The organism is Streptomyces sp. TLI_053 (genome assembly GCF_900105395.1).
Lineage (GTDB): Bacteria > Actinomycetota > Actinomycetes > Streptomycetales > Streptomycetaceae > Kitasatospora.
Window position 1 is genome coordinate 3,091,012 of the sequence record NZ_LT629775.1, and the last position, 24,169, is coordinate 3,115,180.

Genomic DNA, 24,169 nt, shown 5'->3' on the forward strand with positions numbered 1-24,169 from the left:
CGGTACCGGCCAGACCCGACCGCCTTTCGGCGAGCCGACCGATTGCCGGCGACCGCCCACTCGGCGGGGCGCCGAACACGCCCCGGCGGGGCGAGCAGGCTCGAAGGAGCCGTCACCATGCGTTACACCTTAACCCCGCTGCATCACCGTCCCACCGCCCATGACCGTCCGCACCCGTGCCCTGTCCCGCTGTCACCGGCCGCGCTGGACGAGCTGCATGACGAGTACCGGGACCTGATCGACTCCCGGCGCCTCCCGGACGGCATCTCCTTCGCCCAGTACTACCGCGTGCTGCGGACCCAGTGGCGCGGCGAGAACGTCGTCGGCCTCGACGACGGCGCCGTCCGGCCCGGTCCGCGCGGCGACGCCCAGCTCATCGACCACCCGTCGGAGAAGCTCAAGGGCGTCGTCCCCACCCTGGTGCTGCTGGTGGACTTCCCCGACCAGCCGCACGACCCGGCCCGCACCGTCGAGCACTTCGAGCAGTTGCTGTTCAGCTCCGGAACGTTCCCGACCGGCTCGATGCGCGACTACTACCGCCGCGTCAGCGGCTTCGACCCCGCCGCCCCGGCCGCCGGGGGCATCGACGTCCAGGGCGAGGTGCACGGCTGGTTCCGGCTGCCGAACCCGCTCTCCTTCTACGCCAACCACATGTCCGGCCAGGACTCCGGGGCCTTCCCCCGGAACGAGGTGGGCATGGCGGCCGACGCCGTGAAGCTCGCCCTCGACAACGGCGTGACGTTCCCCGAGAAGCTGGACGTCCTGGGCGAGGGCGCCGTCACGGCGCTGTTCGTCGTCCACGCCGGCCGCGGCGCCGAGGCCGTCCCGAAGGTCCAGCGGCCGGACGCGCTGTGGAGCGCCAAGTGGGCCTTCCAGCCCGGCTTCCCGACCGATTCGAGCCTGACCGTCCCCACCTTCCTCACCGTCCCCGAGGACTGCCGGGTCGGCGTCTGCTGCCACGAGTGGGGCCATCTGGCCGGCCGCTGGGCCGACTTCTACGACACCGGGGACCCGAGGGTGGAGGCCGTCTCCAACGGCCTCGGCGACTACTGCCTGATGGCCTCCGGCTCCTGGGGCGGCCCGGACCAGGCGCACGCCGGCGACCGGCCGGTGTACCCGAACGGCATGCTCCGGATGTTCCACGACTGGACCCGCCCGCAGCGGATCACCAGCACCACCAAGGACATCGTCCTGCGCCCGGTCTCCGAGGGCGGCGACATCCTGACCGTCCGCAGCCCGCGGATGCACCCCAAGCAGTACCTCGTGGTCGAGTACCGCCGCCAGAGCGGCCAGGACGAGTTCCTCCCGGACCAGGGCGTCGCCGTCTACGTGGTGGACGAGTCCGTCGACAACGTCAACGACGAGAACCGCCTGGCCATCGAGCTGATGCAGGCCGACGGGCGGCGCGACCTGGCGGACTCCCTCGTGCCCAACCGCGGCGACCAGGACGACCTCTACCCGTCGCTCGGCAACAACCTGCTCGGCGAGCACAGCACCCCGGCGCTGAACGAGCCGGGCGGCGCCTGGAGCGGCGTCACCATCGAGGTCGCCGGGACCCCGGGGGACGACCGGATGGAGGTCAGCGTGACCGTCGAGTGAGCGTCACCGTCGGGTGAACGTCGACGGAGTGCTCGGCCGAGCCGTCGGGCAACCCTTCGGCCGAGCCGTCGAACAGAACCACCCGCTCCGCTCCGGGAGCGTCCGAACGACTGTGGGCCGCCCCGGAGCGGACCGGGACGACCGCCGCCCCGCCCGCCGTTCCGGGCAGCGGCCCCGCCGGTGGCTCCGGCGCGGCCGCTCCGGTACGGACCGAGAGGCCGGCCCGGGCAGCGGCGGCGGTCCCGTCCCCCTGAGCCGTCCCGGACGCCGGGACGGCTCAGGGGGACGGGTCACGGGGACGGGTGTTCACCGGGGGCGCGTGTTCACCGGGGGCGGGACCGTCCTCGGCATCGGCATCGGCATCGGCATCGGTCGGGAGGTGGAGGGTGGCGACGGCGCCGCCGGTGGGGTGGTTGGTGAAGGTCAGGGAGGCGCCGATGACGCGGGTGTGGCCCTGGGCGATGGTGAGGCCCAGGCCGTGGCCGCGGCCGCGCTCGCGGACGCTGGTGCGGAAGCGCTGGGGACCGTCGCGGAGCAGTTCGTCGGGGAAGCCGGGGCCGTGGTCGCGGACGGTGAGCCGGTGGCCGTCGACGTGCAGCAGGATCGGGCCGCCGCCGTGGCGGTCGGCGTTCAGGAGCAGGTTGCCGAGGATGCGGTCCAGACGGCGCAGATCGGTGCGGACCGAGGCGTCCGCCGCCATCTCCACCTCGACCTCCAGCCCGGTCAGCGCCACCGTACGGCGCACCGCGCGTTCCAGCGGCACCGCCGAGAGGTCCGGCAGTTCGGCGTCGGCGTCCAGCCGGGACACCTCCAGGAGGTCCTCGACCAGGGCGCGCAGCGCCTGCACCCGGTTCTGCACCAGCTGGGTGGGCCGCCCCGGCGGCAGCAGTTCGGCCGCCGTGACCAGCCCGGTCAGCGGGGTGCGCAGCTCGTGCGCGACGTCCGCGGTGAACCGCTGCTCGTCCTCCAGCCGCCGGTGCAGCTCCCTCGACATGAGGTCGACCGCCGCCGCGAGGTCGGCCACCTCGTCCCGGCCGTCGACGAGTTCGCCGATCCGGGTGTCGGTGCGTCCGGCGGCGATCCCCCGGGCGGCGGTCGCCGCCGTCCGCAGCCGGCGGCTGATCCGGTCCGCGACCAGCACCCCCGCCAGCACCGTGATGAAGACCGAGGCGACGACGGCGAGCAGGATGATCCGGTCCAGGTCCGCGATGGCCTGCCGGTCCTGGGCGAAGCCGATCCGGACGGACAGCACCTCGCCGCCGCCGCGGACCGGTGCCGCCGCCCACACCGACTCGCCCTCGGGGCCGGGGGCCAGCAGCGACCCGCGTCGCCCCTCGGCGGCCAGGGCGCGCAGCCGGGGCGGCAGCCCGGGGTCGTCCAGGGCGGCGTGCCGACGGCCGCCGCCGGTGAGTTCCTCGTTGTGCTCGTAGGAGCCGAGCGCGGCGTCCAGGGTGGTGAGGGCGGAGTCCCGCGCCTGGTCGACGTGCTGGCGGACCATCGCCTGGTGGACCAGCAGCCCGACCGCCACCGCGACCAGGACGGAGATGGCGGCGACGGCGGTGGCGATCTGGCGGCGCAGGGTCATTCGGCCCGCCTCAGCTTGTAGCCGAAGCCGCGGACGGTCTCGATCCGGCCGCCGCCGATCTTGGCGCGCAGCCGCTGGACGTGGACGTCGACCACGCGGGTGTCGGCGCCCCACTCGTAGTCCCAGACGCGTTCCAGCAGGACGGCGCGCTCCAGCACGATGCCGGGCGCGGCGGTGAACTCCAGCAGCAGGCGCAGTTCGGTCGGGGTGAGCGGGACGAGGGTGCCGTGCACCCGGACCTCCATGGAGTCGGTGTCGACCTCCAGGCCGTCGAAGCTGCGGACGGGGGTGCGGGGCGCGGGTGCCGGGGGCGCGGGGACGTCCCCGGGTTCCGGAGCGGGGAGTCCGGGCGCGGGCGCGGGGAAGGCGGGCGCGGGGAGTCCGGGCGCGGGCGCGGGGAAGGCGGCGGGCGCGGCGACGGCCGCGGGCGCCGGCTCGGCCGGGACGACGCGGACGCGGCGCAGCACCGTGCGGATCCGGGCGACCAGCACGGCGCTCTCGAACGGCTTGACCACGTAGTCGTCCGCGCCCGCCTCCAGCCCGGACACCACGTCCACCGGATCGGTGCGGGCCGACATCATCAGGATCGGCAACTGGCTCTCCTCCCGGATCCGGCGGCACAGCCCGACCCCGTCGAGCAGCGGCAGCATCACGTCCAGCAGGACCAGGTCGGGCCGGACGGCGTGGAACATCTCCAGCCCCTCCAGACCGTCGGCGGCCGTGGCGACCGGGAACCCGTAGCGTTCCAGCGCCATCCTGGTCGCCTCCCGGATCACCTCGTCGTCCTCGACGATGAGGATGCGGGGGTGGCCGGCGGCCGTGGGGCTCATGGCTTCGTCTCCGGGAGGGGTGTGGCGGTGGGCGGTCCGGGCCGGACGGGGGCGGGCAGCGGCTGCTTGCCGACCGCCGCATCCGAAGCCGGGGTCTGGGGGCCGGAGGGCCGGGCCGTGGGCACGGTCTTGAGCGAGAGGTCCCCGTTGCCGGCGCTGGGGCGGGGGGCGGGCGGCTTCTCCACCACGGGTTTCTCGGCGACCGACGGCGTCGGCTCGGGCTCCTGGGTCGGCCCGATGCCCTCCACCTTCTGGTCCGTCAGGGCCAGCCGCACCCCGTCCCAGTGGTAGAGGCGCCCGGTCCGGAAGGAGGCGGTCGGCTCGTAGAGCCAGAGGTCGGTGCCGACGGTCTCGGCGCCGAACCCCTTCACCAGGGAGACCCGGTGGATCGGCAGCAGCCGCTCGCCGGAGGCGGTGTAGACGTGCAGCACGACGGTGTCGGCGAGGCCGACGGCGAGCAGCAGTTCGGGCCGGCCGTCCCCGGTGAGGTCGCGGTACTCGGGGGCGCGCAACTCGCAGCCCGCGCAGGGTTCGAGGACCCGCCGTTCGTCCTGGGTGACGCCGGGGTCCTTGCCGACCAGGGCCCGGACGTCGACGGCGGTGATGTCCTGGCCGGGGACGGTGAGGTCGGGGACGGGCTGCGGCGGCGGCTCCGGGCTGCGGCTCCCCGTGGGCTCCACCGGCGTCGGCGACGCGGCGGTGGGCGCGCCCGGCCAGAGCGGCACGCGGGCCGGGGAGGGCGTGACGGGGGCGACCGCGCCGTGGTCGCGCAGTTCGCCGGGGGCGGCGCAGCCGACCGGGAGCGCGAGCGCGGCGGCGACGAGGGCGCTCCCGAGGAGGACGGCCGGGCGGGCGCCCGCCCGGCGCCGGACGGCGGTGCGGCGGGGGGATGTGCTCATCCTCCGGGGCCCTTTCTGCTGGTGCCTGTTCGGCCCGTTCGGTCTGTTCGGCCGCGCCGCGCCGCGTGGTCGCGGGGCCGGGGCGGCGCCCGGCGGTGTCCCCGCCGGGCGCCGTTCGGCCCCGTCAGCCTACGGGCGGCGCCGGATCGGCCAGGACGACGATGTTGTCCGTCCAGTGGCCGTCGGCCCCGATCCGGCCGCCACAGGTGATCAGACGCAGTTCGGGGCCCTTGGTGTTGCCGTACACCGCGTCGGTGGGGAAGTCGTTCTTCGCGTACTGGAGCAGGGTGCGGACCCGGAAGTCCACCGTGCCGCCGTCCTCCCGCCGGATCCGGACCAGGTCGCCCGGCTTCAGCTTCGGCACCTTGTGGAACACCGCCGGGCCGTGCGCGGTGTCGTAGTGCCCGATCAGGACGGCGGGCCCGGTCTCGCCCGGTGTGGGGCCGTTGCGGTACCAGCCGACCTCGTCGGCGCGCTCGGCGGCCGGCACCTCGACCGTGCCGTCGGCGTTCAGACCGAGGCCGGTGACCGGGGCGTCCACCCCGGCCGCGGGGATCAGCAGCCGGGTCGGGGCCGAGGCCGCCAGCGGGCGGGGGGCGGCGGTGCCGGCGGACGGGCCGCCGTCGGAGGCACCGCCGGCGCCGGTGGAGGTGGTGCCGGTCGCCGTCGAGGGGGCGGGCGCCGCCGCGGTGGTGCCGGGAGCCTGCCGGGCCGAGGTCTCGACCCGGACCACCGGCGGCTCCGCGCGGCCGGAGACCGCCACGGTCGCACCGATCGCCAGGCAGAGCAGCCCGGCCGCGCCGAAGACACTCCGGCTCAGCCCCGTCCCGCGTCCGGCGCGCCTCCCGTGGCGTCCCTGCCGCGAACCGTCCCGGGCCCGGTGGCCCCGCGCCGCCCGCGCCCCGTCGCCGCCGTCCGGAGCGGCGGCGACGGGGTGCGGGGAGGACCCGGGGGCGTCGTCAGCCCCGCGCACCGGAACGCCGGCGCAGCACGGCGAAGCCCAGCGCGGCGGCACCGACGGCGGCGACGGCGCCGCCGCCGACCAGCTCGAGGCCGGAGGAGTCGCCGGCCCCGGAGCCGTCGCCGGCCTGGGCGGCGCCCTTGGGCACCTCGCGCACCTGCGGCTTGCCCTCGGCGGGCAGCTGGGGCTTCGGCTGGACGCCCTCGGGCAGCGGGGTCGGCGTGGCGGTCCGCGCCTGCTCCTTCGCCTGCTCGGGCGTGAGCGGGGCGGGCTGGGCCGTCGGGGGGCGCGACGGGGTCTGGGGCGCCTTGACGACGGGGCTGCTGCTGGGCTCGACCGGCGCGGGGGCGCCGGCGGAGGGGGCCTTCGGAGCCGCGGACGGCGCGCCGCCGTCGGCCCAGGCCTGCCCGCCGGTGACGCTCGCCAGCAGGGCGGCGCCGGTCAGGGCGCAGACGGCCGTCAGCCGGGAGACGGCGGCCGACCGCCGGGCGCGGTTCGTGGTCGTACGCAGAGCCATGCGAGCTCTCCTTCACGGTGGTGACGCGGGCTCCGGCACCCTGTGGCCGGTGCGTCGGGACTGACGGTAGGAAGCCCGTGTCGCGGTCCCCGGCCGGTCGTGTCACAACGCTTCATCGGCTGCGTAACGGTCGCCCGGCGGTCCGGCGGGGGCGCCCCCGGGCCGGGTCGGAACCGCCCGGGCGGGGCGGGAAATTCGCTGGTCACCGATCCTGCGGGCGTCCTAGCATCCGCCCGTGACAGACGATCAGAACGCACCGGGGACCACCGAGAGCATCGTCGAGGACCCGCACAGCGGGCCGGACCGGGAGGTGTGCTGGCGGGGCAGGGGCGTCGGGCTCGCGGTCGTCGACGTCGACGACGCCGAACTGCTGCAGCGCTGGCGCTCCGACCCCGTGGCCGTGCACCAGATCGGCTATTGGCCACGTGCCCTGTCCGCCCTGCGCGAGCGGGTGGAGCGCCAGCGGGACGACAACGACCGGGACGACTTCCTGGTCCTGCTCCCGGACGGCACGCCGATCGGCCACATCGCCCTCTTCGACCAGGACCTCGCCGACGGCACCGCGGAGGTATCGCTGCTCATGGACGAGCACCACCGGGGCGGGGGACACGGCTCGGCCGCCCTGGACGCGCTGGTCGACCTCGCCTTCGGCGAGTTGCCCGTGCACCGTCTCCAGGCCGTCACCCACACCGGCAACGCCCCGGCGCTCGCGGTACTGACCGGCGCGGGCTTCGTCCAGGAGGGTGTGCGCCGCTCGGCCTGTCTGCACCGGGGGCGCCGCTACGACGCCGCGGTGCTGTCGCTGCTCCGGCCCGAGTGGGAGGCCCTGGCCCGGCCCCGGTCCTGGGAGCTCTGACCCCAGCCGGGGCGCGTCCTCGGACCTGTGGGGCAGCGCGTCATCGGACCTGTGGAGCGGCGGCCTCGACGGTACGGGCGTGGGCGGCGAGGACGGTGTCCAGGAGCCCGGGGAAGCGGTGCTCCAGGTCGGCCGCACGGAGGGCGGAGAAGCGGCGGTTGGCCTCCTCGCGCTGGGAGATCAGGCCGGACTCGCGCAGCACCTTGAAGTGGTGGCTCAGGGTGGAGGGCGCGACGTCCACCGGGAAGGTCCCGCAGGCGCGTTCCGGCTCGGCCCGCAGCACCCGGACGATGGTCATCCGGGTCGGGTCGGCGAGCGCGTGCAGGACGTCGAAGAGGTCGATCTCCTCGGTCGCGGGGTGGGTGAGCGCCGGTCGGCGGCGGGTACTGCGAGGCATGGACGCCCTCCCTGGTCTGCGATGTTCGACATCCATCGAAACTGCGTGGTACCACTGTCCCGCGTTCAATTTCGTATTTCGTCGAACATCGTAGACGAGGGGACCGAGAACCATGCGCGCACTGGTGATGACCGCACCCGGCGGAGCCGAGAACTCGCAGGTCCAGGAGCTCCCGGTGCCCGGGCCCGGCCCCGGACAGGTGACGGTCGACGTCGCCTTCGCCGGACTGAACTTCGTCGACGTGATGACCCGCCGGGGCGACGCCGCGTACGCCGCCGACTGGCCGTACCGGCCCGGCAAGGAGGTGGCCGGCACCGTCCGGGCACTCGGCGAGGGCGTCACCGGACTGGCCGTCGGCGACCGGGTGGTCGCCGCCCCCGTCGGCGCCGGGCTCGCCGAGGTGGTCACCGCCGAGGCCGTGCTCACCGTGCCGCTGCCGGACGGGGTGGGGCTGCGCGAGGCCGCCGCCGTCCCCCTGGGCCTGGCCACGGCGCTGCTGCTGCTGACCGACGCCGGCCGCTTCACCGCCGGGGAGACCGTCCTGGTGCACTCGGCGGGCGGTGGCATCGGCCACGCCCTCGCCCAGCTGGTCCCGCTGCTCGGCGGCGGCCGGCTGATCGGCACCGTCGGCCGCCCGGACAAGGCCGCCACCGTGCTCGACTCGGGCTACCAGCACGCCTTCGCCCGCGACGAGTCGCTCGAGGCGGCGGTCCGGACCGCGACCGACGGCCGGGGCGTCGACCTCGTCCTCGACCCACTGGGCACCGAGGCCCTGGAACTCGACCTCGCCGTGGCGGCGCCCGGCGCCCGGATCGTGCTGTTCGGCAACGCGGGCGGCGGCGCCGTCGCCGACCTGCCCCCGCTCGCCCGCCTGCTGGCGGGCAATCTGAGCATCACCGGCTTCAGCCATCGCGGCCTCGCCGCCACGGCCCCCGAGCGGCTCGCCCGGGCCGTGCGCCGGGTCGTCGGCCTGCTCGCGGACGGCGGCCTGGCTCTGCCCGTCACCGAACTGCCCGGCCTGGCCGCCGTTCCGGCCGCCCACGACGCGATGGCGGAGGGGCGGGCGACCGGGAAGTACGTGGTGCGGATCGGCGGCTGAGCCGGGTCGGGGCTCGGGCGGCCGAACCGGGCCGGGGCTCCGGCGTCGCCCCGGCTCCGAGCAGGCTCCGACCCAGCTCCGACCCAGCTCCGACCCAGCTCCGACCAGGGGGACGCTTTCCTGCTGAATTCCGATCGCATTCCGCCCGCATTCCGGCCGCTTTCGGAGCGGTTCTGCCCGGGGTCGCGGAATGGACCTAGGTCGGAGGGTCCAGGGCGAGCCGAACCGCAGCCTGAGGCCCGGGCGGCGTCCGGTCCGTACGGTGACGGTATGAGCGTCGATCTCGAGAAGTACTTCGCACGCATCGGGTGGGACGGCGAACGCGCTCCCACCCTCGACACGCTCCGGTCACTGCAACACGCGCACGTGCTGGGCATCCCGTTCGAGAACATCGACGTGGTGGTCGGCACCGTGCCCTCGCTGGACCTCACCGATCTGGAGGCCAAGCTCGTCGCCGGCTCCCGCGGCGGGTACTGCTTCGAGCAGAACACCCTGTTCGCCGACGTCCTGGAGCAGCTCGGCTACGGCGTCACCCGCTACACCGGGCGGGTGCGGGTCGGCGCCCGCCCCGGGGAGATCCGGCCCCGCACCCACCTGGTGCTGGGCATCGAGGTGCCCGGCGACGAGGGGCGCTACCTGGTCGACGTCGGCTTCGGGTCGATCGACGCCCTGCTGGAGCCGCTGCCGATGATCCCCGGACTGGTCCGCGAGGGCCGGGGCCGCCGGCACCGGCTGGTGCTGGAGGAGGCCGACGGCCCGGCGCCGGTGTGGGTGCTCCAGGCCCGTTCCGGGGACACCTGGATCGAGCTGGTCTCCTTCACCCTGGACACCGCGCCGCTGCCCGACATCAACGTCGCCAACTGGCACGTGGCCACCCACCCGCGCTCGCCGTTCCGCCGCCTGTTCGTGCAGCGGACCCACATCGACGGGCACTTGTCCCTGGACGGCACCACGCTCACCCGCACCGCGCGGGACGGCACGGTCACGGTGGAGCGGGTCGACGACCCGGAGGCGCTGCGGGAGCTGCTGGAGTCCGAGTTCGGCATCGCCCCGCCGCCGGGCGTCCGTCCGGAGCGCTGACCGGGGCGCCGACCGGGGCGGCGGAGGCCGGCCCTGCCGGGCCGGGCGCGGAGCAGCGCACCGTCAGTCCCAGGCGGTGTCGAGGCACGGCGCCGCCGGCCCGTGGCCACCGCCGTCGGCGAGCGGCGGAGGGCCGGCGGTGCCGGAGGCGTCGTGGGGCCGCTCGGGCAGGGGGAACACAGTGGTCATGCCCTCTCCTGTCCGCCGGGGCACCGGAGTTCCCGGAAGGACGGGCCGGGCCGGGCCCGCCCCGGAGGTCAGCGGGCTCCGCGCGCGCCCGCGCCCAGGCTGCGGCCCAGGTCGAGCAGGCTCAGGCCGAACATCAGCACGCCCAGCGGCACATGCAGCGCCGGGTGGTGGGTGACGCCCAGGACCACCTGGACGGAGGCGAGGACGAGGAAACCGGTCGCGTACAGGACCGGCCGGAGCGGGCCGCCGCCGGGCCGCCAGGCCAGGACCGCGGCGAGCAGGTACACCATCGAGGCGCCGTACATCACCCGGGCGCCCACGCTGTGCAGCGTCTCGCCGTAGGAGGTGGAGAGCAACAGCCCTGCGGTGGTGGCCTGGTAGAAGATCGCCAGGGTCTGCAGGGCGACGGTGGCGCGGAGGAACGTGAGGCTGCGGCGTGCGGACGGGGTCGTCGTCGTGATGACCATGGTGCGGTCCCTCTTCCTGCCTGGTGGCGGTGGGTCGGTAGTGTCCCGCTGGTTCGACGAAACAGGCCCGCGAAGTGTGAGGCGGGTGGGAACGAAACGGGGGCGACCGGCATGGGTACCGAGGGCGAGAGATTCGAACGGAACACGGACACCGACACCGACACGGACACGGAGGCGGACGCGGCCGTCGGCGAGCGGCGGCACCTGGTCGGCCTCGCCTACCGGATGCTCGGCTCGGTGGCCGAGGCGGAGGACGCCGTGCAGGAGGCGTACGCCCGCTGGTACGCGCAGGCGCCGGAACGGCGGGCGGCGGTCGCCTCGCCGGGCGCCTGGCTGACGACGGTGCTCGGCCGGATCTGCCTGGACGTGCTCGGCTCGGCGCGGGTCCGGCGCGAGCGGTACGTCGGCGAGTGGCTGCCGGAGCCGCTGCCGGACGGGTCGCAGTGGGCGGTCGGGACGGCCGATCCGGCCGACCCCGCCGACCGGATCGCCCTGGACGAGTCGCTGGGCATGGCGTTCCTGGTGGTGCTGGAGTCGATGACGCCGGCCGAGCGGGTGGTGTTCGTGCTGCACGACGTCTTCCGCTACCCGTTCCCCGAGATCGCCGCGATCGTCGACCGGACGCCCGCCGCCTGCCGTCAGCTGGCCACCTCGGCCCGCCGCCGGGTCGGTGCCGCGCCGGCCCCTGCGGCCGGGAGCGCCGCCGTGGTGCGGGAGTTCAAGCGGGCCTGGGAGGCCAAGGACATCGGCACCCTGGTCGGCCTGCTCGACCCGGCGGCGGTCCTGGTCGCCGACGGCGGCGGGCTGGTCAGCGCGGTGCTGCGGCCGGTGGAGGGCGGCGAGCGGATCGCGCAGTACCTGGCACTGATGGCGGAGAAGGCCCCTGGGCTGGTCCTGCTGGAGCACGCCGTCAACGGCCGCCCCGGCCTGGTCGCGCAACGGGACGGCGCCACGGCGACGGTGGCGGCGCTGGACGTCGTGGACGGCCGGATCACCCGGATCTGGGCGGTCCGCAACCCGGAGAAGCTCGGCCGCTGGACGGCGGCCTGAGGGTCCGGACGACTCGGGCTCCGGGCCGTCCGGAGCCCAGGGCTGCGCGGAGCTCAGGGCGGCCCGAGGACGGCGGCCCGGTCAGCGCCTCGGCGCACCCACCGCGGGCCGGGAGTACGTGGTGCCGTCCTCGTTCACGAACACGTACCGGTCGTCGGTGCGCCCCAGCCAGGGCGTGGTGTGCAGGAACGCCCGGCGGAGGTCGGTCCGCTCGACGGTGCGGCCGTCCGTCCCGTCCAGGCGATGGACGGAGTTGAGGTTGTGACCGCGCTCGGTGACCACCAACGGTCCGTCCGGCGCGGCGGCGACGGCCAGCACCTTGCCGCCCGGCTTCCGCGCCCAGGCCCGGGAGCCGTCCGCCAGCGAGTGCGCGACGACGAAGCTGCTGTCGCGGTCGCCGGGCCGGCCGGCGGCGGCCACGAACAGGTCGCCGACGACGGCCGCCGGGCGGACCGGGCGGAGCTGGAACGGGGCGTAGAGCTTCCGGAGGGGCGTCAGCTCGTAGTCGGCGGACGAGACCGGGATCGTCGCCCGGGGCGCGCCGTCGGCGGCCGCGAAGGAGAGGACGGCGTCGATGCCCCGGTTGCCGCGTTCGGTCAGCCGGACGACGGGCGGGTCGGCGGCGAGCACGGCCAGGGCGGTGGGCTCACTGGCCGCGCCGGTGTCCGTCCGCCACAGTGCCTCGCCGGCCGGACCGAAGGCGCGCAGCCAGGTGGCTCCGGTCCTCGCCGCCGGATCCGCGGTCGCGCAGTACTCTGCGGCCACGACCCGGACGGCCGAGGCGGACAGCCCGCCGAAGGCGCACCCGGGAGTCGGCGCCGCCGTCCAGGCCGGGGCGCCGTCCCGCAGGCCGAAGGCCGCGAGCTGCCCGTCTCCCCGGGCCACCAGGGTCGCGGGACCGGCGAGTTCGAGTGCCGAGAGCCGCACACCGTCCTTGTGCCACAGCTCGCGCCCGGTGCGCAGGTCGACGGCGGCGAGCCGGTCGCACGCCGCGGGGTCGGTGCCGTAGCCGACGGCGGCCAGGCCGTCGACGGCCGCCGAGGCCGCGCAGACCGACTTCCGGGGCGGCGCCTCCAGCGTCCAGGCGGACTCACCGGTCCGCGCCCGGTAGGCGTCGAAGCGGTCGGCGCGCACCCGGACGACGGTCTCGCCGTCCTGCCAGACGGCGAGTGCCTTGGTGAGGGTCGGCCGGTCGGCCGGCGCCGACCACGCCGGGCTCACCGGCGGCGGCCCCTGCAGGCGGTCGAACCCCAGCCGGCTGACGGGCAGCGCGAGCGCGAAGCAGAGAACCGTGGTGACGAGGCGGCCCTTCTTCGGACCGTCGGACAGGAAGACGACGGTGAAGAGGACGATCGCGACGACGACGCCGACCATGCCGGTCGCCAGCATCGCCGGCATCCCGGGCGGGCAGGGCCGCGCGGCGGAGCCGCAGCCGCCCCCGGCCTCGGCGAGCGCCGAACCGCCCATGACGAACCCGGTACCCGACGCGGCGACCACCGCCCCCGCGAGGCCCGCCCAGACCAGCCGCCATCTCGACCCGCGCCGCTCCATGAACCCGCCCCGCCATGATCGTCCACTTGGGTCCGGGCACTCTACCGACACCGGGTGGCGGCGGCACCGCGAGGGGGTGGGCCCGCCCCGGCCCGCCGGCCGGGGGCGACGGCGCCCGGCTGTGATCACGAACGGCCGGTACTCGTCTGTGCACGGACGTCGGCACGGCCCTAGCGTCGGAGGACCGATGCCGTCCGACCACGGGAGTCCACGCATGAAGGTTTCCGAGCGACTCGGCCCGATCCTCGGGGCCACCGGGGCCGCGCTGGCGCTGTGCGCCGGGCCCGCCGCCGCGGCCGGCCAGCCCGCGGCAGCCGCTCCGGTGGGGGCGGCTGCCGCGCAGCCCGGGCCGCCCTCCACCATCACCAGTGCGAGCCCCGAGGCCGCCGGCAAGTGTCTGGACGCCTACGACTTCGGCCGAGGGCCGTGGGTCCAGATGTGGGACTGCCACGGCGGCAGCAACCAGTCCTGGAGCCTCTCCTGGAACAGCGTCAGCGGGGGCTGGAACATCCGCAACGAAGCCAGCCAGTACTGCGCCGACGGCTCCCCGGGCCACGGGGAGCAACTCGTCCAGAACGTCTGCGGCAACGGCCTGGGGCAGTCCTGGAAGATCGATTCCGCCTCCGGCCCGACCCGCCTGGAGAGCATCGCCTTCCCCGGGCAGTGCGCGGACATCTACAACTGGGGGCGCAGCTCGGTGGTCATGCTGTGGGACTGCGGGAGCCAGGCCAACCAGTACTGGCTGTTCGACTGAACCGGCTGTCCGACCGACCGGCGGGAACGCGCGCAGCCGTTCCCGCCCGGCAGCCGTGGGATCCGTCGGGGCCAGCCGCAGCACTCGGCCCCGACGGGCAGGGCCCCGCCGGCGAACCGCAGGCGGTGCGGAATCCGGTCCGTCCGGGCAGGAACTATCGCCTGGGGCAGGGCCGTTGGGGAGATCAGCGGGGGGCGGGCGATTCGGACCCATGGAGGTCGGTATGGCTCGGCACAGCGCGCTTCGGCGCGGACTCGGCGCGATGGCGATGGCCACCGCGGTGACGGCGGGCACGGTGACGTCGGCCGCGGCGGCGGGCGGACACGGGTCGCACGGATCGCACAGCGCGACCCGGACGGCGATGACGGAACTCCTCCGGGACGAGATCCTGCCCGGGACGATAGCCGGCGTCCGGGAGGACGGCGGAAACTGGTCGGCAGCGGTCGGGGTCGCCGACGGGACGACCGGGCGGCCCCGGTCGCCGCAGGAGCGGTTCAGGATCGGGAGCCTCACGAAGACCTTCACCGCGACCGTGGTGCTCCAGCTCAAGGCCGAAGGGCGGCTCGGCCTGGACGACCCGGTGGAGCGCTGGCTCCCGGGCGTGGTGCAGGGCAACGGGAACGACGGATCGACGATCACCGTCCGGCACCTGCTCGGGCACACCAGCGGACTGTTCTCCTACGACGAGGACCCGCTGATGATCCAGCGGCTCGCGAGCCCCGACTTCCTGAAGCACCGCTACGACACCTACCGGCCCGAGGACCTGGTGCGCACCGCGGTCTCGCACCCGCCGCTGTTCGCACCGGGAAGCTCCCGCTCGTACTCCAACACCAACTTCGTCCTGGCCGGGATGATCGTCGCCAAGGTGACCGGGCACCCGTACGGCCAGGAGATCGAGCAGCGGATCCTCCGGCCGCTCGGCCTCCGCGCGACCAGCCTGCCCGGCACCGCCGCCGGCCTGCCCCGGCCGCACGCGGTCGGCTACTCCACCCTGTTCGGCGGCTCCGCCACACCGGTGGAGACCACCGAACTCAACCCCTCCTGGGGCGGCGCGGCCGGGGAGATGATCTCCACCACCGCCGACCTGAACCGCTTCTACTCCGCCCTGATGCAGGGGCGCCTGCTGCCGCAGGCCGAGATGGACGAGATGGTCCCCGCCGCCGGCGGCCCCGGCCTGGGCATCGGCAGCGTGAAACTCAGCTGCGGGGTCACCGCGTGGGGCCACACCGGCGGCATCCACGGCTCATCGACGGTGGCCCTGACCACCCGCGACGGACGGCACACCGCCTCGTTCAACACCAACGCCGACTGGGCGTCGGGCGAACGCAAGCTCGCGGAGGCCGAGTTCTGCGGCTGAGCACCCGGAACCGGGGGCGATACCCGAGCCGGGAACCGCGACGGCATGTTGTCGTCCCGCTGTTCGGGGGCCGCGCCTCTTCCACATGTCGGCACCCTCAGCGCTGACGCTACGTCAAGTCGTTGCAGAACGAAGGCCTTTCTCTACTCCTTCCCTCCGACGCCTGGCGCGCCTTCGTCACAGCCGTCCAGGCCGACGAGTTCGGCACCGTCTGAACCCCAGCACGACCGATGAGCCCCGACCGCCGAACCGGTCGGGGCTCATCCCGCTCTCCACCCGTGCGCGTACTCGATGTTCAGAACGCCGGGCCCCCTCACCGGACCCTTCGCCGTCAGATCCCCGGCGTGATGCAGCATCACACTGTCGTACGGCGACCACGGAGTCCCCGCCAGCGCGCGAGCCGGACCCTCCCGCACCAGCGAGTGCACCTGCGCCCCCGTCCACCGGAACGCCTCCGCACTCCCGGTCAGGAACAACGTCTCGGCGGCGAACCCGAACCTCAACTCGTCCCGCCGCCAGTCCTCCGGCTCCTTCTCCCCCGAGAAGTCCGTCTCCGGAATCTCCATCACCTGCGACCGGCCGGCCCCCAACCCCGCCCGCACCGCCTTCCACCGCGACACGGGAAATCCCAAGCCGCCCTGCACCAGCACCAGGTCCACCACCGGCGCACGGAACCACCCCGGCAGCCCGCCCGGCCCCTCCCGCTCCGCCCGCAGCGGCACGTACACCAGCGACCGCCGGGACCGCGCCGCCAACCCCCAGGCCACCGCGAGACTCCGCGCGCCCCCCAGGTCCACGAACATGTCCAGCGACCGTTCCTTCCGGAACAGCACAGCCCGTCCCGACCTCGGGACGGCCTTCACCACCCGGTACTCCTCACCACCGTGCCGAACCCGGTGCACCGTCGTCCTCAACTCCACCCGGCAGTCCTACCCCGCCCGGACGCCCTCTGTCCCCCGAGTTTCCCTTCACCTACCGTGGATCCCAGGCCTACAGAAGGGAACTCCTGGACCATGTCGTGGCGGAAGAGCAGCTACAGCGGCCAAGGCGGCGAGTGTGTCGAGATCGCCGACGACCACCCTGACCTCGTCCCCGTCCGACACTCCAAGGACCCCGCCGGCCCCGCCCTCCTCTTCCCCCGGACGCCTGGCGCGCCTTCGTCACCGCCGTCAAGCACGACGAGTTCGACATCCTCTAGCCCCTCGCCGCGTCCGGCTGACCCGCGCCCGCCGGTCCTGCTTCGATAGGCGGATGCCCGCCGCAGCCACGCCGCCGCCACCCCCGCCCCCACCGCTCGCCGAAGTCCTCGGCGTGCGCCGGATCCGGCTCGCCGAGGTCGCCGCCCCTCGCCTCACCGCCGAGGAGCGGCACGCCCGGGACCAGGTCTGGGCGACCATGGTCCTCGCCAATCCCACCCTCTTCGACGGACCCGCCGTCGCCTGCGCCGACACCTCCTGGCCCAGACCCGGCGAACTCCACGTCTCCTGGTCGCGCGTCACCTACCGCCACTACGCCCTGCGCCGCGTCCCCTCCGCCACCGCCCCCACCGCGTCCCTCTCCGTCAGCGTCCTCCAGACCACCGACGACGGCCGCCTGCTCGTCGGCCGGATGTCCCCCACCACCGCCGCCCCCGGACGCTGGCAGTTCCCCGGCGGCTCCGTCGAACCCCCGCCCGACGGCGAGCGCCTCGACCTCACCGCGCTGCGCCGCAACGCCGTCCGCGAACTGGCCGAGGAGACCGGAGTCACCACCTCCCCCGCCGAGTTGGAACTCCGGGCCGTCACCCGGGGCCAGTACGGCAGCGTCGGCGTGCTCTTCCTCGCCCCGCCCCTCCCCGAGGCCGCGCTGCGCGAGCGCTTCACCGCCCTGGCGCCCCCGGAACGGGAGTTGGTCGAGCTGGCCTTCGTCCGCTCCCCCGCCGACCTCCCGGGCCTGCCCGGCCCGCACGCCGACTACCTGACCCCGGTGCTCCGCCACCTCACCCGCCGACGGGCGGGACGGCGACCCTAGGGGGTGTCCCCGGCCTCGCCGTCGAAGCGGTGCCGGGCCGACTCGATGGCGTCCAGGTGCCGGTGCGTCCAGTCGCACATGGCGTCCACCGTGGCGCGCAGGGCCCGGCCCGGCCCGGTGAGGGTGTACTCGACGCGCGGCGGCACCGTCGGGTGCACCGTGCGCTCCACCAGGCCGTTGCGCTCCAGGAGGCGCAGGTTCTGGGTGAGCATCTTGTGGCTGATGCCGTCGACCTCCCGGCGCAGCTCGGTGAAGCGCAGGGTGCCGTCCCCGACCGCCTCGACGATCAGCAGCGCCCACTTGTTGGCGATGTCCGAGAAGATCTCCCGGGCCAGGGAGTCCGCCCGCATCGCGTCGGCCCTGTCCTTCGCCGAGCCGTTGACCTGCTTGCTCACCTTGAGGTTCCCCAGTCACCGAAGAGTGCGTTCTTCCACGTCAACGGACACTCTCCTACGGTGATCGAGTCACCGCAAGAGAGCACGAGGAGAGCGGAGCCACCATGGCCATCACCCTGTCGAACCCCGAGGGACTGCCCGTGATCGACGTCTACCACCAGGTGGCCGTCGCCTCCGGCTCGCGAACGGTCTACGTCGCCGGGCAGGTCTCCTGGGACGCCGACGGCACGACCGTCGGCGAGGGCGACCTCGCCGCCCAGGTCGAACAGTGCTACCTCAACGTCGCCACCGCCCTGGCCTCCGCCGGGGCCGGCTTCGCGAACGTCGTGAAGCTGAACGTGCACGTCGTGGACTGGGCACCCGAGAAGATGCCGCAGCTCCTGGACGGCATCGCGCGGGCGACGGCGAAACTCGGGACCACCGCCGCCCCGCCGGCCACCATGCTCGGCGTGGCGGCCCTGGACGTGCCCGAGCACCTGGTGGAGATCGAGGCCGTCGCCGTCCTCGACTGAATCCGGGGCCGCCGGGTGCCCGGTGCCCGCGCGGGAAGTCGGAGCGGCCGACTTCCCGCGCGCACTACCCTGCGGGAATGGATCATCAGCAGGACCCCTGGGCGGCGCTCCTCGAAGCGCCCGCGCCGTCCGCCGCGCTCGGGAAGGCATGGGTGCGGGGGCTCGGCCGCAACCCGGCCGCGCCGGACGACGTCCTCGTCCGGCTCCTGGACGCCGGGCGGCCGGAGCTCCTCCTCCACCGCGCCGACCTGCCGTCCGCCGTCCTGGACGCGGCGGTGGACCACCCCGACCGCCGGGTGTGGGGCCGGGCCGCCGACAGCGGGCGCCTCTCGGCCGCCCAGTGGGAACGGCTGCTCGCCGCCCGGGCCGGCGGGCCGGAGCACGCCCTGCTGACGGAACTCGCGGCGGACGCGGCCGCGCTCCGCGAACGCCGGCCCCGGCAGTGGCGGGGCGTCGCCCCCGCGCCGGACACCGACGCCCGGCCGCCCGCGACCCCGGCGGAGATCGCCGAACTGGCCGACGCCGTACCGGGCATCGACGCCCGGGACCGCACCTACGGCCTGTGGTGGGTCGCCGCTCTGTTCGACGACCCCGACGCCATGCGGCAGTTGGCCTCCTCGTCGAGCCTCTGGATCCGCCGCAGCGTCGCCCGGGCGCCCCGGCTCCCCGCCGATGTCGCCGAACTCCTGGCACGTGACGAGGACTTCGCCGTCCGGCTGTTCCTCACCGAGTCCTGCGACGACGCCCCGTCCTGGCTGCTGCTCGACCTCTGGGCGGACGGCTGGGACGGCACCCGTTCCTTCCCCGCCGGTCCGCGCGACCACCCGAACTTCCCCCGCCACGGCCTGCTGCGCTTCGCCGACGACCCCCGCCCGCGCCTGCGCCTGCTCGCCCTCGACGACCCGGCGTCCGACGCCGCCCTTGCCGAACGGCTCGCCCACGACCCCGACCCCGAGGTCCGCCGCGCCGCCCACCGCCACCCGGCCCTGCCCGCGGCCCTGCTGGCCGCCCTGCTCCGGGACCCGGCCACTGCCGAGGACGCCGCCACCAACCCGGCGATCCCGCCGGCCGTCATGCACCGGCTGGCCACGGCGGGTGCGGCGGCCCGGTCGGAGCAGTCGGAGTAGTCGGAGCAGGAAGTCGGCGGCTCCGACTTCCCGCTCCCGGTCACTCGAACTCGGGACACCCCGTGTCGATGTCGACCTCCGCACCCGCCGAGGTCCACGCCGTCATCCAGCCCGACCCCGCGCTGACCGAGACGTAGTCGTCCTTGCGCACAAGGCCGTACCCCTCCTCCGCCCGCGCCCGGAAGCGGACCGTCAGACTCTCGCCGGGCGGCAGCTCGTACAGGCTGCCCATCGGCTCGAAGACCACCCACAACGACTGGTCGCCCGGCGCCTCCAGGACGACGGACTCCTCCACGAACCGCGCTGCCCGCTCGGCGGCCCTGGCCTCGCGCCACCTCTTCACCCGACCGATCACAGGACCCATCATCCCCGCCGACGATCGGCCGGCAGCAGTTCGTGCCGCGCCGGGCGGGCGTGCCCGGGCATCCGGAAGGACGCTCGTGCGCGTGGAAGTGCCGGCCGCGTACCTGTAGCCGATACTCCCGCGGGAAGTCGGCCCCACCGACTTCCCGCTTCCTGCACGAACTCCGTCCACGACAGCCGTCTCAGGCCGCGTGACAGCGTCGTCCCCTTCTCCGGCAGGCCGGACGAGGTCCCCCGGCAGGTGCCCCGCATGACCAGACCCTCCCAGCAGCTCCGCGCCGCGCTCGACGCGCTCGACACCGCCTTCGCGCTGCCCCCCGAAGCCCCGTTCGCCATCGGCGGCTGCACCCACTGCTACACCGTCGCCGAGTTGGAAGCCCTCGCGGGGCCCGCGCACCTGCTGCCGGACGACCTGGTCCACTCCGTCGCCTTCGAAGCAACCGACCACTGGGCCGACTTCCCCGCCCTGTAATACCGGACGACACCCCGGATCGTCCGCCTCCTGACCACGGGCCGGCTGCACAGCGGCTTCGGGATGATCGCCTCCCGGCTGCTCGCGGCGGGTTGGCGGGACTGGGCGCCCGCCCAACAGCAGGCGCTGGAAGAGGTCTGGGACGCCTGGTGGCGCTCTACCCTGCACGAGTACCCCGGCCACGAAGGCGCCACCGATGTCCTGGAGACCGTCGCCGTCAGCACCGGAAGCCTCTCCCCCTGGCTCGCCGTCTGGGCCGGGACCCGGACCGGGGCGGCCGACCGCCACTTCGACGACGCCCTCGACCACTGGCTCGCACCCCCGGGGCTCGCCGACCTCCGCCTCGGCTTCCGCGACGAACTGCACGCCGGACCGGAGCTGCTGGACTGGCTGATCTCCCTGGAGGAGAGCCGGATCGGCGCCGCCCAGCTCTTCGAGATCGAACGCCTCGCCTACAGCTGACGGCCCCGGCGGTCCCGGTGGGAGAGGCGGGAGCGGCCTCCGTGGAGCAGGACGTCGGACGCGCCGACTTCCTGCTCCACTTCGCAGCGGCTGCCCTCCGGGCCACCTCCCCTGAGAGCACTTTGCAAAGTCATCAGTGACTTTGCAAAGTGCTCTCAGAGCAAGGGTCGGCGACTTTGCAAAGTCGCCGACGGCTTTGCAAAGTGCTGGTGGCACGACGGTCTCCTGCGTCGTGAGGGGCTCACGACGCAGGAGACCGGGACGGGGCGTCGGCGGCTGTGGCGGCTAGAGCCACGGCCACGGCTACGGCCGCAACTTCAGGGCGCTCCCGCCGTGGCCGCGCGGCGTCGCCACGGCGGGCGGTGAACCGGGCGGCCGCGTTGCCGCCCGGCAGCGGCACGGGGCCGCCATGGCGGGAGCGTGACCGGGGCGGCAGGAAGTCGGCCCGGCCGACTTCCTGCTCCGGACGCTGCAACTGGTACCGGACGTACTCCGGGGCGGCCGGGCCGAGTTCGATGTGGTTCTCGTCGAGGCCGTTCATGATCCGCAAGTAGTCGTCGCCGAAGCGGACCACCGCGAAGCCGGTCAGCCGCGACCGGCGAGCGCCGCCGACCGTGCTCCGTGGGCCTGTCGGACCTCGTCGATCCCGAAGAGAAACGACGGCTCGTAGCCGGTGATCCCCGTCCTCCTCATGGCACCGGAGTCTGTCCGGCGGCCGGAGCGGCGGTGGCCGACGCGGGGAAAATGGCGGGCTCCGGGCGGTCCGGCGGAGCAGAATGCGCAGCATGGCGGACATGGCAGCGTTCCGGGACGCGATCACGGCGTGGGCGGCGGGCGGACCCGGTGGGCCCGCGGGGGAACTGGCCGGGCGGGTGGGGGTGCGGACGGCCGTTCTGGTGGAGGGGCCGAGCGATCTCGCGGCCGTGGAGACGCTGGCGGCGCGACGCGGCCGGGACCTGGCCGGGGACGGGGTGTCCGTCGTCTCGATGGGTGGCGCGATGAACGTCGCCCGCTACGCCGAACTGCTCGGGCCGCCCGGGCTGGGGCTGCGGCTCACCGGGCTGTGCGACGCGAACGAGCAGGGCTTCTACGAGCGCGGGCTCGACCGGGCGGGAGTGCCGGGCGAGGCGTTCTTCGTGTGTGTGGCGGACCTGGAGGAGGAGTTGATCCGCGCGCTGGGCGTGGACCGGGTCGTGGAGATCCTCCGGGACGAGGGCGACCTGCCGGCCTGGCAGACCTTCGTCCGCCAGCCCGCCCACCAGGGCCGCCCGGCCGAGGGGCGGCTGCGGCGGTTCCTCGGCACCAAGAAGGGCCGCAAGATCCGCTACGGGCACCTGCTGGTGCGGGCCCTCGCCCCCGGGCAGGAGCCGGACCCGCTGCGCGACCTGCTCGCCGCGGTGTGAGCGGCGCGCCGTCCGTCAGTACGCGACGGCGTCCAGGTGGTACGTGGTGTCGACCGAGAACTCGCCCGCCCTCGCCTTGATGGAGAGCACGTACTGACCGGGCGCCAGCGGGTCCAGGGCGCACCACTGGCCCCAGGCGACGCGCGGGATGCCCATCGCCAGGAAGCGCCTGGACGCGAACTCCTGCACCCGCAGCGGGACACCGTTCAGCGTCGCCTCCGCCCCGGAGGTCTCGACCCGCCACGGCGCGGAGGACAGGCCGAGGGCGAGTCGCTGGGTGTTGAAGACCGGGAAGAAGACCGGCTTCCCGGCGGGGATGGGGCAGCGGCGCACCACCCGGCCGCCGTAGGTGCCGGCCAGGAACCAGACGTCCTCGGGCTGCCGCCAGTCGGCGAACTCGCCGGTGGTGTCACCGACCGGGCTGCGCTCCGCCGGGGCCGACAGTGCCCACTTCCACCAGCGTGCCGCGAGCTCCGCGCCCCGGCGGGGGTCCACGGTATCGGCACCGGTCTCGGGGGAGACGGCCTCGCCCACGGTCTGCTCCTTCGGTTCCACGCGCGCACCGCAGATCGGTTCGCCCCGCGACTGTATCCCCTGGATTCGTCCGCCGGGCGCCGGGCCCTCCGCGCGGGAGGGCCCGGGACGGACCGGCGGACGGTCAGGCGGTCAGGCGGTCACGCGGCGGACGGTGACCTCGTACTGGTCGACCGCGCCGTCCCAGCGCACGACGACGGTGCCGCCCTGCGAGTCGTCGTAGTCGTCGTAGTCGTCCTCGTCGAAGTCGTCCTCGTCGCCGTCCTGGTCGTCATCGTCATCGTCGTCGTCGGCCGGGGCGAACCGCACGAGGGCGAGGTCGTGGGACTCCTCGTCGCAGAAGGCCGCCAGGTAGTCCCGCAGGGCGGGGTCGGTCACCCCGGCGACCAGGTCGTGGGCCTCCTCCTCCACCTCGTCGGCGGTGTCGCCGAGACCGGCCGGGACCAGGTCGGGCGAGGTGGCGGCGGTCAGGCCGGTGGCGGCGCAGAGGGCGTCGAGCAGGGTGTCGCCGGAGGCGATCCGGCCCTGCCAGAGCGTCCACAGCTCGCGGGGCAGGTCGGCCGAGGCGAGGTCGACGCCGTGGCGCCCGGCTATCCGGCCGAGGTCGGCGCCGAGCACGGCGCCGCGCCACTGACCGTCCTCGGAGGCCGCGACGGCGTCGGCCAGCTCGGCGCCGAACGCGGCCAGCGCGTCGGGCAGTTCGCGCGGGTCGACCCAGAACAGCGAGCGGCCGGCGTCGAACACCAACTCGGTCTCGGCGGTGTCACCGGGCGGGGTGAGCAGCAGGTCGCCGGTGGCGACCGCCTCCTCCCCCGCGAGCGCGGCCCGGCCGACCCACACCGGGTCGTGGTCGAGTTCGGCCTCGTCGAGGAAATTGCCGCCGTAGTAGGCGCCGTAGCGGGCGTCCTGGTCCCCGTACTCGTCCAACGGCCGGCCGAGGATCTCTCCGAAGGCCCCGGCCAGGGTGGCCGCCCACTCCGCGGAACGGCCGGGCGGCGGCGTGCTGTTCTCAAGCGTCATGGCGGGAGTACAGCACGGCCAACCGACAACACCGGCAACAGGGTTGGTTCAGCGGCTGCAGTCCTTGAGTTCCTCGGTGTCGAGCACCACGCCGAGACCGGGAAGCTCGACCCGCTCGCCGTAGTCGTAGCTCCGGATCGTGCGGTACCGGCCGTCGACCGGCTCACTGTGGACGGTGACCGTGTCACTGTCCCGGTCGACCAGCAGGTGGATCGGGATGCCGCTCTCCGCGTACGCCCGGGGCCTGCCGACCCGGTCCCGCTCGTCGGCGCGCCGGTCGAACGAGGTGACCTCCGCGACCAGCAGGACGCCGCGGGAGTCCGCCCACTCCCCCTGGCCGGCGAAGTGCTCGGCGGGCGCGAGGGCGCCGTCGGGGCGGGCGGCACCGGCCCGGTGGGGCGGGAGCAGGCGCAGGCCCTGCCGGACGAAGAGCCAGAGGTCCGGCCGCGAACGGGCGCATGCCCGCTGGAGCCACGCGAGGATCTGGGCGCGGTCGCCGTCGGGCGCGGGCCGGACCCCGAGCTCGCCGCCGACGAACTCCAGGACGACGTCGTGGCGGGCGGCGGTCCTGGCGATCGCCTCGAAGGCTTCGAGGCTCATCTGCGGACGGTCACGGGTGATCATGTCGGTCCCCCTCCGGACGCGCCCCCACAGGGGTTCCGCCGAAGACCGTACCGCCC

The 24,169-nt window shown here is 74.8% G+C and carries 30 protein-coding genes; 14 read left to right on the forward strand and 16 right to left on the reverse strand.

The window, feature by feature from the left end:
* Nucleotides 1-117: 117 nt before the first annotated feature.
* Entirely contained in the window at nt 118-1,599 is a 1,482-nt protein-coding gene (locus tag BLU95_RS12040; RefSeq protein ID WP_093860016.1) for a M6 family metalloprotease domain-containing protein, read from the forward strand.
* 277 nt (nt 1,600-1,876) lie between these two features.
* Here BLU95_RS12040 and BLU95_RS12045 read toward each other — a convergent pair whose 3' ends face one another.
* From BLU95_RS12045 to BLU95_RS12065, 5 genes are all read right to left on the reverse strand, one after another.
* On the reverse strand, nt 1,877-3,184 hold the full coding sequence (locus BLU95_RS12045) for a sensor histidine kinase (RefSeq protein WP_093860017.1): 1,308 nt from the start codon (nt 3,182-3,184) through the stop codon (nt 1,877-1,879).
* Nucleotides 3,181-4,014, reverse strand: coding sequence for a response regulator (locus BLU95_RS12050; protein ID WP_093860018.1), 834 nt, complete (start codon nt 4,012-4,014; stop codon nt 3,181-3,183). Before BLU95_RS12050 ends, BLU95_RS12045 begins: the two co-directional genes overlap by 4 nt.
* Nucleotides 4,011-4,913, reverse strand: a complete 903-nt coding sequence (locus BLU95_RS12055) for a hypothetical protein (RefSeq protein WP_093860019.1) — start codon at nt 4,911-4,913, stop codon at nt 4,011-4,013. Before BLU95_RS12055 ends, BLU95_RS12050 begins: the two co-directional genes overlap by 4 nt.
* Nucleotides 4,914-5,037: 124 nt before the next feature.
* Nucleotides 5,038-5,886 carry a class F sortase gene (locus BLU95_RS12060; protein ID WP_231978529.1) on the reverse strand — a complete coding sequence of 283 codons (849 nt, stop codon included), beginning with the start codon at nt 5,884-5,886 and terminating at the stop codon, nt 5,038-5,040.
* Nucleotides 5,873-6,391, reverse strand: coding sequence for a hypothetical protein (locus tag BLU95_RS12065; protein WP_231978530.1), 519 nt, complete (start codon nt 6,389-6,391; stop codon nt 5,873-5,875). Before BLU95_RS12065 ends, BLU95_RS12060 begins: the two co-directional genes overlap by 14 nt.
* 235 nt (nt 6,392-6,626) lie before the next feature.
* On the opposite strand from BLU95_RS12065, the gene BLU95_RS12070 reads away from it, so the two are divergent.
* Nucleotides 6,627-7,247, forward strand: coding sequence for a GNAT family N-acetyltransferase (locus tag BLU95_RS12070; protein ID WP_502689832.1), 621 nt, complete (start codon nt 6,627-6,629; stop codon nt 7,245-7,247).
* Between the two features lie 40 nt (nt 7,248-7,287).
* Here the strand turns inward: BLU95_RS12070 and BLU95_RS12075 are convergent, their stop codons facing one another.
* A complete protein-coding gene (locus BLU95_RS12075) occupies nt 7,288-7,644 on the reverse strand; it encodes an ArsR/SmtB family transcription factor (protein WP_093860020.1) in 357 nt (118 codons plus the stop codon).
* A 112-nt stretch (nt 7,645-7,756) separates the two neighbouring features.
* On the opposite strand from BLU95_RS12075, the gene BLU95_RS12080 reads away from it, so the two are divergent.
* Both BLU95_RS12080 and BLU95_RS12085 read left to right on the forward strand, forming a co-directional pair.
* Nucleotides 7,757-8,743, forward strand: a complete 987-nt coding sequence (locus BLU95_RS12080; protein ID WP_093860021.1) for a quinone oxidoreductase family protein — start codon at nt 7,757-7,759, stop codon at nt 8,741-8,743.
* Nucleotides 8,744-9,013: 270 nt separating this feature from the next.
* Nucleotides 9,014-9,823, forward strand: coding sequence for an arylamine N-acetyltransferase family protein (locus BLU95_RS12085; RefSeq protein WP_093860022.1), 810 nt, complete (start codon nt 9,014-9,016; stop codon nt 9,821-9,823).
* Between the two features lie 63 nt (nt 9,824-9,886).
* Here the strand turns inward: BLU95_RS12085 and BLU95_RS45075 are convergent, their stop codons facing one another.
* Nucleotides 9,887-10,012, reverse strand: a complete 126-nt coding sequence (locus BLU95_RS45075; protein WP_286158627.1) for a hypothetical protein — start codon at nt 10,010-10,012, stop codon at nt 9,887-9,889.
* Nucleotides 10,013-10,080: 68 nt separating this feature from the next.
* Nucleotides 10,081-10,479 (reverse strand): hypothetical protein, encoded by a 399-nt coding sequence (locus BLU95_RS12090; protein WP_093860023.1) that lies wholly within the window; start codon nt 10,477-10,479, stop codon nt 10,081-10,083.
* 225 nt (nt 10,480-10,704) lie between these two features.
* On the opposite strand from BLU95_RS12090, the gene sigJ reads away from it, so the two are divergent.
* The gene (gene sigJ, locus BLU95_RS12095; protein WP_231978743.1) at nt 10,705-11,529 is read left to right on the forward strand and encodes an RNA polymerase sigma factor SigJ; all 825 of its coding nucleotides are present in this window, start codon (nt 10,705-10,707) and stop codon (nt 11,527-11,529) included.
* Nucleotides 11,530-11,610: 81 nt separating this feature from the next.
* Here sigJ and BLU95_RS12100 read toward each other — a convergent pair whose 3' ends face one another.
* A complete protein-coding gene (locus BLU95_RS12100; protein WP_107452533.1) occupies nt 11,611-13,080 on the reverse strand; it encodes an outer membrane protein assembly factor BamB family protein in 1,470 nt (489 codons plus the stop codon).
* Between the two features lie 214 nt (nt 13,081-13,294).
* Between BLU95_RS12100 and BLU95_RS41445 the strand changes: the two genes are divergently transcribed.
* Entirely contained in the window at nt 13,295-13,834 is a 540-nt protein-coding gene (locus BLU95_RS41445) for an RICIN domain-containing protein (RefSeq protein WP_107452535.1), read from the forward strand.
* Nucleotides 13,835-14,057: 223 nt separating this feature from the next.
* On the forward strand, nt 14,058-15,191 hold the full coding sequence (locus BLU95_RS12110; RefSeq protein WP_093860026.1) for a serine hydrolase domain-containing protein: 1,134 nt from the start codon (nt 14,058-14,060) through the stop codon (nt 15,189-15,191).
* Nucleotides 15,192-15,451: 260 nt separating this feature from the next.
* Here the strand turns inward: BLU95_RS12110 and BLU95_RS12115 are convergent, their stop codons facing one another.
* A complete protein-coding gene (locus BLU95_RS12115; protein WP_159424866.1) occupies nt 15,452-16,057 on the reverse strand; it encodes a hypothetical protein in 606 nt (201 codons plus the stop codon).
* Between the two features lie 147 nt (nt 16,058-16,204).
* On the opposite strand from BLU95_RS12115, the gene BLU95_RS12120 reads away from it, so the two are divergent.
* Nucleotides 16,205-16,438, forward strand: a complete 234-nt coding sequence (locus tag BLU95_RS12120) for a DUF397 domain-containing protein (protein ID WP_353653558.1) — start codon at nt 16,205-16,207, stop codon at nt 16,436-16,438.
* 4 nt (nt 16,439-16,442) lie between these two features.
* A complete protein-coding gene (locus BLU95_RS12125; protein WP_093860028.1) occupies nt 16,443-17,201 on the forward strand; it encodes an NUDIX hydrolase in 759 nt (252 codons plus the stop codon).
* Here BLU95_RS12125 and BLU95_RS12130 read toward each other — a convergent pair.
* Nucleotides 17,198-17,551 (reverse strand): winged helix-turn-helix transcriptional regulator, encoded by a 354-nt coding sequence (locus BLU95_RS12130; RefSeq protein WP_093864821.1) that lies wholly within the window; start codon nt 17,549-17,551, stop codon nt 17,198-17,200. The genes BLU95_RS12125 and BLU95_RS12130 overlap by 4 nt on opposite strands.
* Before the next feature lie 149 nt (nt 17,552-17,700).
* Between BLU95_RS12130 and BLU95_RS12135 the strand changes: the two genes are divergently transcribed.
* Together BLU95_RS12135 and BLU95_RS12140 are read left to right on the forward strand one after the other, a co-directional pair.
* Nucleotides 17,701-18,108: a RidA family protein gene (locus tag BLU95_RS12135; protein ID WP_093860029.1), complete on the forward strand. Its 408-nt coding sequence runs from the start codon at nt 17,701-17,703 to the stop codon at nt 18,106-18,108.
* A 77-nt stretch (nt 18,109-18,185) separates the two neighbouring features.
* Complete coding sequence (locus tag BLU95_RS12140) at nt 18,186-19,235, forward strand: hypothetical protein (protein WP_093860030.1); 1,050 nt, start codon at nt 18,186-18,188, stop codon at nt 19,233-19,235.
* Nucleotides 19,236-19,275: 40 nt separating this feature from the next.
* On the opposite strand, the gene BLU95_RS12145 is transcribed toward BLU95_RS12140, so the two are convergent.
* The gene (locus BLU95_RS12145; RefSeq protein WP_159424867.1) at nt 19,276-19,578 is read right to left on the reverse strand and encodes a hypothetical protein; all 303 of its coding nucleotides are present in this window, start codon (nt 19,576-19,578) and stop codon (nt 19,276-19,278) included.
* 270 nt (nt 19,579-19,848) lie between these two features.
* Between BLU95_RS12145 and BLU95_RS12150 the strand changes: the two genes are divergently transcribed.
* A complete protein-coding gene (locus BLU95_RS12150) occupies nt 19,849-20,070 on the forward strand; it encodes a hypothetical protein (protein ID WP_093860032.1) in 222 nt (73 codons plus the stop codon).
* A 63-nt stretch (nt 20,071-20,133) separates the two neighbouring features.
* Nucleotides 20,134-20,532 carry a hypothetical protein gene (locus BLU95_RS12155; protein ID WP_093860033.1) on the forward strand — a complete coding sequence of 133 codons (399 nt, stop codon included), beginning with the start codon at nt 20,134-20,136 and terminating at the stop codon, nt 20,530-20,532.
* 241 nt (nt 20,533-20,773) lie between these two features.
* Here the strand turns inward: BLU95_RS12155 and BLU95_RS43255 are convergent, their stop codons facing one another.
* A complete protein-coding gene (locus BLU95_RS43255; RefSeq protein ID WP_093860034.1) occupies nt 20,774-21,106 on the reverse strand; it encodes a hypothetical protein in 333 nt (110 codons plus the stop codon).
* A 211-nt stretch (nt 21,107-21,317) separates the two neighbouring features.
* Here BLU95_RS43255 and BLU95_RS12165 point away from each other — a divergent pair, with 211 nt between their 5' ends.
* Nucleotides 21,318-21,935 (forward strand): TOPRIM nucleotidyl transferase/hydrolase domain-containing protein, encoded by a 618-nt coding sequence (locus BLU95_RS12165; RefSeq protein WP_093864822.1) that lies wholly within the window; start codon nt 21,318-21,320, stop codon nt 21,933-21,935.
* A gap of 15 nt (nt 21,936-21,950) precedes the next feature.
* On the opposite strand, the gene BLU95_RS12170 is transcribed toward BLU95_RS12165, so the two are convergent.
* The 3 genes from BLU95_RS12170 to BLU95_RS12180 all read right to left on the reverse strand — a co-directional run bounded on the left by BLU95_RS12170 (nt 21,951) and on the right by BLU95_RS12180 (nt 24,113).
* Nucleotides 21,951-22,490 carry a hypothetical protein gene (locus BLU95_RS12170; RefSeq protein WP_231978531.1) on the reverse strand — a complete coding sequence of 180 codons (540 nt, stop codon included), beginning with the start codon at nt 22,488-22,490 and terminating at the stop codon, nt 21,951-21,953.
* Nucleotides 22,491-22,601: 111 nt separating this feature from the next.
* Nucleotides 22,602-23,489: a hypothetical protein gene (locus tag BLU95_RS12175; protein ID WP_093860035.1), complete on the reverse strand. Its 888-nt coding sequence runs from the start codon at nt 23,487-23,489 to the stop codon at nt 22,602-22,604.
* Nucleotides 23,490-23,537: 48 nt separating this feature from the next.
* Nucleotides 23,538-24,113 (reverse strand): Uma2 family endonuclease, encoded by a 576-nt coding sequence (locus BLU95_RS12180; protein ID WP_093860036.1) that lies wholly within the window; start codon nt 24,111-24,113, stop codon nt 23,538-23,540.
* Nucleotides 24,114-24,169 lie beyond the last annotated feature (56 nt).